General features: G+C 44.3%; 5 protein-coding genes. 2 read left to right on the top strand and 3 right to left on the bottom strand.

Translation table 11 applies throughout. From position 1 onward, the window contains the following. Positions 1-1874, top strand: a 1874-nt coding sequence (locus HOO90_RS04630; RefSeq protein WP_292840010.1) for a transglutaminase family protein, incomplete at its 5' end; no start/stop codon positions are given. Positions 1875-1934: 60 nt separating this feature from the next. Further along, entirely contained in the window at positions 1935-4730 is a 2796-nt protein-coding gene (gene ppc, locus HOO90_RS04625; protein WP_292840007.1) for a phosphoenolpyruvate carboxylase, read from the top strand. A gap of 32 nt (positions 4731-4762) precedes the next feature. Here ppc and HOO90_RS04620 read toward each other — a convergent pair whose 3' ends face one another. From HOO90_RS04620 to HOO90_RS04610, 3 genes are all read right to left on the bottom strand, one after another. Then, a complete protein-coding gene (locus HOO90_RS04620; RefSeq protein ID WP_292840004.1) occupies positions 4763-5620 on the bottom strand; it encodes a toll/interleukin-1 receptor domain-containing protein in 858 nt (285 codons plus the stop codon). A 64-nt stretch (positions 5621-5684) separates the two neighbouring features. Beyond that, the gene (locus HOO90_RS04615) at positions 5685-6581 is read right to left on the bottom strand and encodes a transglutaminase family protein (RefSeq protein ID WP_292840001.1); all 897 of its coding nucleotides are present in this window, start codon (positions 6579-6581) and stop codon (positions 5685-5687) included. A gap of 8 nt (positions 6582-6589) precedes the next feature. After that, positions 6590-7895 (bottom strand): circularly permuted type 2 ATP-grasp protein (locus HOO90_RS04610; RefSeq protein ID WP_292839998.1); only part of this gene is annotated, 1306 nt, incomplete at its 5' end.

Below are 7895 nucleotides of genomic sequence, written 5' to 3'. Positions count from 1 at the left end.
TGCATTGGAGCTATCAACGAAATGCTTGGAGTAGCAGTACCTGGGAATTTAGACGCGGTGACATGTTTCTTGCCCCTGGTGATTCTGCGATGGGTTTACGCTTACCACTAAATTCTCTACCTTGGGTTCCATTTGAAGACCGCGACCATACACACGAACGCAGCTTGTATGAGACAGTTGAACCCCTTGCTGACATTGATTCTGAAATAAGCCGTCGCTATAGCACTGTCACCAAAGACAAAACACATAGTAACGAAATGGATGTGGCGGATGGCGAGGAAGTAGCTGCTGCTGATCCGGAATTTACCCCACACACGGCGCTATGTGTGGAAACTCGTGGCGGTCGCATGCATGTTTTCTTGCCTCCAACAAACACCCTAGAGCATTATTTAGACATCATTGCCTCAATTGAAGCGACTGCAAGGGCACTAAAAATTCCTGTCGTGATTGAAGGTTATCAACCACCTCATGACCTGCGCCTCACTCGCCTACCCGTGACGCCTGACCCAGGTGTCATTGAAGTGAACATTCACCCAGCACCGAGTTGGGATGCTTTGGTTCATAATACGACCACCCTATATGAACAAGCACGACTTACTAGATTAGCTGCTGAAAAATTCATGTTAGATGGTAGACATACAGGCACAGGCGGCGGCAATCATGTCACTCTTGGTGGCATTACGCCTGCAGACAGCCCAATTTTACGTCGCCCAGATTTGCTGCGTAGTTTGATTACTTATTGGCAGCATCATCCATCGTTATCGTACTTGTTTTCTGGCCTATTTATCGGCCCTACCAGTCAAGCGCCTCGCGTAGATGAAGCCCGCAACGATAGCTTGTATGAACTTGAAATTGCCTTCCAACAAATGCCTGATGGTGAAGTGCCTGCGCCTTGGCTTGTTGACCGTTTGTTGCGCAATTTGCTAGTGGATATGACAGGCAATACGCACCGAAGCGAATTCTGTATTGATAAGCTTTATGCGCCCGGTTCAGACACTGGCCGACTTGGTTTATTAGAACTACGTGCGTTTGAAATGCCTCCACATGCGCAAATGAGCTTGGTACAAATGCTGCTGTTGCGCACTTTAGTGGCACGTTTCTGGAAAGAGCCTTACAAAAAACCATTGGTACGTTGGGGCACGCAATTACACGACCGCTTTATGCTACCGCACTTTATAGCGCGTGATATTGAAGATGTGGCGCAGGATTTACAAGCCGCAGGATATGCATTTTCAAAAGATTGGTTTGCACCATTTATTGAATTCCGCTTTCCACGATGTGGCACTTTAGAGATTCAAGACTTTCAACTTGAACTTAGAACAGCCATTGAGCCTTGGCATGTAATGGGTGAAGAAATGACGAGTGGTGGTACTGCCCGTTATGTTGACTCTTCAGTCGAGCGTCTACAAGTCAAGCTCACGGGTATAACAGGTGATCGCTATGTGATTACTTGCAATGGTCGCCGCTTACCGTTACGTGATACAGGCACGCAAGGTGAAATGGTCGCAGGTGTGCGTTATCGGGCATGGAATCCACCTTCGGCATTGCACCCAAGCATCGGCGTGCAAGCGCCACTGACGTTTGATGTGATTGACACTTGGAGCGGACGTTCTATTGGTGGTTGCACTTACCATGTCACCCACCCTGGTGGACGAAATTACGACACTTTGCCAGTTAACGCTTATGAAGCTGAGGGTCGCCGCGTCAGTCGCTTTACCGTGACAGAACATACACCGGGCAATATCAAACCATCGAAAAAATCATCTAAAAAAGTGAGCAATGCAGCACCAGTGATGAAGATGATGGAACCACCAACTGAATTAAGTAATCGTGAATATCCATTCACACTAGATTTAAGGTGGAATGCCACTTAGATGCAATTTTATTCAGCAATAAATTAAACCATTGAAAAAGTTTTGTTGGGAGTAATGAAAATGAATGCACCTATGACGCCAGCTGAATCAGCGCTTAAAGAAAACATTCGTTATCTTGGTCGTATTTTAGGCGAAGTAATTAAAGATAACGAAGGTGAAAAAACCTTTGAGGCCATAGAGGCAATTCGCCAATCAGCAGTGAAATTTCACCGCGAAGGTGACAAAGAATTTACCCACAAACTTGATGGCTTGTTAAAAGAACTAAGCAACAGTCAAACCATTGCTGTCGCAAGGGCTTTTAGTTACTTCAAACATTTGGTCAATATTGCTGAAGACCTTTACAGTAATTACCAATACCGTATAGAAGAAAATTTGGAAGCGCCGGGTAGTGTTGCCAACTCCATGCGGTCATTCAAAGATGAAAAGTTAGATTTAAAGCAAATTGATGACTTCTTTAAAACGGCTTTAATCTCGCCTGTATTAACTGCGCACCCAACGGAAGTGCAAAGAAAAAGTCTGTTAGATACAGAGCAAGTCATTTCATCTTTACTCGCGAATAAAGCACAACTGATGTCGCGTCAGGAAACCGAGAAAAATTCGCGCATGCTTTATGCCGCGGTAACGGCTTTATGGCAAACCAGAATGTTGCGTTTTGACAAGCTTACGGTGGATAACGAGATTGATAACGCGCTTTCATACTACCGCTTAAGCTTGCTAGAAGCGATTCCAGAACTATTGCAGGATTTAGAACAAGATATTGGCGATTTGTTTGGTAAGACAGGCATCGACCGTTACCAATTACCAAGCTTTTTACAAATGGGTAGTTGGATTGGCGGCGACCGCGACGGTAATCCAAATGTGAATGCTGCAACACTCGACTCTGCAACTATCCAACAATCTACTGTAGCTTTTGAGCACTATTTACGTGAAATTAGCAGCTTGCGAAAAGAGCTTACGCCCACCACGCGCTTAGTCAAAGTTTCACAAGAATTATTAGATTTAGCCAGCACCTCGCAAGACCATTCGCCGCACAGGCAGGACGAACCATACCGCCTAGCGATTATGGCCGTGATGGCAAGGCTTGCACTTAGCTTTCAGAGTTTAATTGGCAACGATGCCAGCCTACATATTGAAAATAATTTAGCCGAGAATTTAAAACCATACTTAAATGCAGATGAGTTCTTGGCTGACCTCAACATCATTGCCAACTCGCTTATTAAAAATCATGGTGAGCTTTTGGTTTACCCAAGGCTAGGAAAGCTCATTAAAGCGGTTGAAACCTTTGGCTTTCATTTAGCGACCATCGATTTAAGGCAAAGTTCTGACGTGCATGAAGCCGTGCTAAAAGAGCTGTTTGTTAATGCAGGTTATAGCTTTGATTATGCAGCACTCAGCGAGACCGAAAAAGTAAACATCCTGCTAGAAGAACTCAGACAGCCGCGCTTGCTGTTTTCCCCTTTTCAGAAATATTCAGATTTGCTGCAAACAGAAATGAATGTGATTAGAAAAGCACGTGAGGTGCGCGCAAAATTTGGCAACCGCACGGTGCGCCATTACATTATCTCGCACACAGAAACTATGTCTGACCTGCTTGAAGTGGCATTGCTGCAAAAAGAAGCTGGTTTGCTACGTGGCGCGTGGGGTTCAGCCAGCGTAGAGATGGAACTCAATATCGTACCGTTATTTGAAACCATTGAAGATTTACGCAATGCACCAAAAATCATGAGTGAATGGCTAAGCCTGTTAGGCATACGCTATTTAATTCGCCATCAAGGCAATGAGCAAGAAATCATGCTCGGCTATTCTGACAGCAACAAAGACGGCGGCTTTTTAACTTCAAACTGGGAGCTTTATAAAGCGGAAGTCTATTTAGTAGAGCTATTCAGTCAGGCAGATGTGCGCTTGCGCTTATTCCATGGCCGTGGTGGTGCTGTTGGTCGCGGTGGAGGTCCAACATATCAAGCCATAATGGCGCAACCTCTTGGCACTGTAGCAGGGCAAATTCGTTTAACTGAGCAAGGCGAAATTATCGCTAATAAATTCTCAGACCCTAAAGTGGCAAGACGTAATTTAGAGTCATTTGTGGCAGCCACGATTGACGCCTCATTGTTCCCGCAAGATCAGTTGCCACAAAAGCAGCGTAGAACTTACGAAATGTTGATGGATCAGTTATCGGCAACTGCCATGCATGCTTACCGAGATTTAGTTTACGGCACACCAAACTTTGCCGAATACTTTTTTAGCTCAACGCCTATCTCAGAAATTGCCGATTTAAACTTAGGTAGTCGCCCAGCTTCGCGTAAATCAACGCAACGGATTGAAGACTTACGCGCAATTCCGTGGGGCTTTTCATGGGGACAATGCCGTCTATTACTACCCGGTTGGTACGGCTTTGGTAGCGCTATAGACGGCTATTTAATCGCAAGTAAAGATGAAGCTGAAAAAGAACAACGCATCCAAGTATTAAGAGACATGCTCACCGCTTGGCCTCTGTTCAAAACGCTTATCTCAAATATGGACATGATTCTGGCAAAAACTGACCTCATTATCGCAGCTTGCTATTCTGAGCTAGTGCTAGATGAAGCGCTTAGAACTACCGTATTTGAACGCATTAAAAAAGAGCATGCGCTCACTAATCAAGCATTAAATTTAATCTTGCAAAACACAGAGCGCCTTGCGAACAATCCAACACTGGCAAACTCGATTAAAAGTCGACTGCCGTATTTAGATCCACTCAACCATTTGCAAGTAGCACTCATTAAACGGCATAGAAGTGGTGAAACTGATGTGCTAGTGAAACGTGCGATTCATTTAACCATTAATGGGATTGCAGCAGGGTTAAGAAATACAGGGTAATGTTGATAATAAATTCTGTAAATAATCCATTTTTAGACTTCATGGTTGACTGCCCTGAGAATGCGTCTTGCCACTTCCTCAATTCCTAGAGTTGAAGAAATCCCAACTTTATCAACCAATCTAGGTGAGTACTGATAGATTTCTTCCTTTGAAACATTATGCCAAACTGGAACAATAACATTTTGCTTTTCCATTATCTCTCTAGTAAAAATTGAGTCAAATTCAGCCTTTGTCCAACCTCCATTCGCGAGAAAAGATGGCGATAATACAAGCACACACTTTTTGCACTCGCGCAGACCTTTTTCGATACTTTCTCTTAGACTCTGGCCAGCGATAAGTGAATATTCATCGTACCAAACAGGACATAGCATTTTCTGTAGAGTGGATGCTAACTCTCTCACTAACACATCTTTATCTCTTGAATCATGAGAGATGAATGCGAGAGGTTTTTCATGTCCAGATCTAGCTGCTGTGTAGCTTCCGTCACGCAATACCAAACCAATACCATTTGAAGCTGCAAGCGTTTGGAGTTCTAGTTTCTCATTTATTGAGAAAATATATGGTGTATAGACTATGAGTCTGCCAGAGAATTTGAGCTCAAGTGAGCTTAAGTTCTCATCCGTACCAGATAAACCCATATTAACCAAAGCTCCATCTGCTACCTTTATAAGCTCATTGATGTTTGCGATGTAGTGAGCTATAGCAGAAGACACCATAGGTGAACTTGGAATATATATTACCCCGTACTTCGACCCCGCCTCGAAATCTAGTGACATTGCAGCTGTTATTTCCACCTTCTGCCCTGTTCGAGAATCTGTCACGTTGACAAGATCATGAACACGTAGATTCTGACTGCAATCTTTTTCAAAATACTCTCTTGTAGTTGCCATTTCTTAGTACCCAATCATTTATAGAGCAAAAATTGCAATCTTTTTAACATTATGTTCAATAAATTTAACCCATCAAACACTCCACATGTACAGAAACATCCAGATCATGTTGCTGGCCGCCAAAAATCACGCCTTTGAGTGGGGTAATATCTGCATAATCACGTCCCCAGCCTAGGGTAATATGTTGTGTACTCGGCATTTGGTTGTTTGTTGGGTCAAAATCTATCCAGCCTTGTTCTGGCACGTAAACTGAAAACCAAGCGTGAGAGGCATCTGCACCGATGAGTTTGGCTTCGCCTGCTGGCGGTAGGGTTTCGATATAGCCACTGACATATCTAGCCGCTAAACCGACTGAACGTAAGCAGCCGATTGCAAGGTGTGCAAAATCCTGACATACACCTCTTCTGTGTTCTAACACCGTGGCGAGCGGCGTGGCGAGGGTGGTAAAGTCTGGGTCAAAAGTAAAGTCGGTATAGATTCGTTGCATTAAATCGTTTACCGCATCGGTGATTGACCTACCTTGCGTGAAAGAGGGCTGCGCGTACTCAGCGAGTTCTGCACTAACAGCTACCAGTGGTGAATCTAGTGTGTATTGGCGGGCATCCAGTGTTTCTGCTGATTGCGGTGAAAAATACTGTTGCTGCCCCAGCATATTGCGGACTTCTTCCCACGCGTGGCCTTGATAAAAATCTAGCTGGGCTGGGTTTTCTTGTAGTTGCACTTCACTCACTGCGGTAATGGTGAACACATTGTGCGCCTGCTGCATTGAAAAATACGCCACTTGGTTGCCAAAGAAATCTTCGCGAATACGAAAGTCAGCCGCATATGGCTCTATATCCAACGTGGAAGAAATGACTTGCTGATTCTTGCAGTTTCTTGGCATCAAACGCGCTTCGCTGTATGACAGTGAAACTTTGTCAGTGTAGTCGTACTTAGTAATGTGAGTGATCTTATAGTGCATGCTAATGTTTAAACTGGCCTGACTTCGTTGAGAGAATGTTGCAGTTGCCCGTGCTTGAAATAGGTCACAGTAATGCTGTCTGATAGTGTGGCGATTAAATAATACAAACGGCTAAGTGTTTGATCAAAATTCTCGCGCACTTGGCCTTTTGTGGTTTTAATTAAGTCGTTTAAATTGGTTAAATCCAACAGGCTGCAAGCCTCTAAAATCAAGCGTTCTTCTACACTTAGCTGCGCATTGCTTTGTTTGCGTGGCATTTTGCTCACGTGCTCTTGAATGCGGTTAAATTGGTAGGCTAATGAGCGCGGATTATTTTTATCCAACATCAGCAATTCAATAAATGAAGGTAGCTCAATGCTGTTGCGGTAATGTTCACGGTAGCAAATCAAGTTATCGCTGGTTTCCAACAATGATTCCATCAATAATTGTTCTGTGCCTGAAGCTTGCGCGGTAGAAAAACAACTGCGTAAAAGGGAGATGAGCAACAAAGCGCGCTCTAGGCGGCGGCCTATATCTAAAAACAGCCAACCATTGCCACGGGTCATGCTTTCCATAATCAACCCACTAAAGGCTGATAGCGCGGTAATTAATCTATCCATGTGCTCTTGAATGTTCCACAAGGTAGATTCCGTGAGTTGCTGCGATTGCTCCAAGTGCGATTTAATCTCGTCCATCACCCGCCAAGTATCAGATGACCATAAATTACGCACGGTATAACCCGCTTGCACCAAACTGCGCTGATTATTGGCAATGCTGCCGATTTTTTCTTCATCTAACATCAACGATAGTAGCTCGCCATCAGGTGTTTGCAGCAATGCGTTCGCATCATTACTTTTTGAGTCACCTAAAAAGCCTGGGTAAGTATTGGTGATATTGGTCAAGCCACGCAGAATGGTGTGCAAGCTGTGTTGATAATGCACATTGCTGTTATCTGGATTGATATAAAGCTTTTTAACCGTGGTGCGTAGCAGGCGAATACTGCCTTCGGTGCGCTCTGCATAACGGCCTACCCAAAATAGATTTTCTGCAACGCGGCTTGAAAGGGTGCTGGTGTAGCTACTACCAAAAAAGTCGCTTTGTCTGCTCCCAGTTGTGCTGGTTTGTTGCTTAGTATTGCCACCTACAATCCATGTATCTTTACTCATGGCGCCTAGCTGGTTTGAAACTAATACATCGCCAGTTTGTGTTGCGCTACGTGTCAGGCTACCTGGCATCAGGCTATATCCGCTATCTTGAGCTACCATAAAACAGCGCATCAGCGATTGACGCGGCTCCAACCGACCATCAACAAAAGATGGTGCGGTTGAAAAAACT

Source organism: Methylotenera sp. (genome assembly GCF_013141425.1).
GTDB lineage: Bacteria > Pseudomonadota > Gammaproteobacteria > Burkholderiales > Methylophilaceae > Methylotenera.
Note: the sequence above shows the minus strand (reverse complement) of the source record. Positions and strands in the feature narration are given on the sequence as shown.

What these genes read in the sequence shown, in the direction of transcription:
- ppc (WP_292840007.1), top strand. Translation starts at nt 1,935, where the DNA reads ATGAATGCACCTATGACGCCAGCTGAATCAGCGCTTAAAGAAAACATT.
- HOO90_RS04620 (WP_292840004.1), bottom strand. Translation starts at nt 5,620, where the DNA reads ATGGCAACTACAAGAGAGTATTTTGAAAAAGATTGCAGTCAGAATCTA.
- HOO90_RS04615 (WP_292840001.1), bottom strand. Translation starts at nt 6,581, where the DNA reads ATGCACTATAAGATCACTCACATTACTAAGTACGACTACACTGACAAA.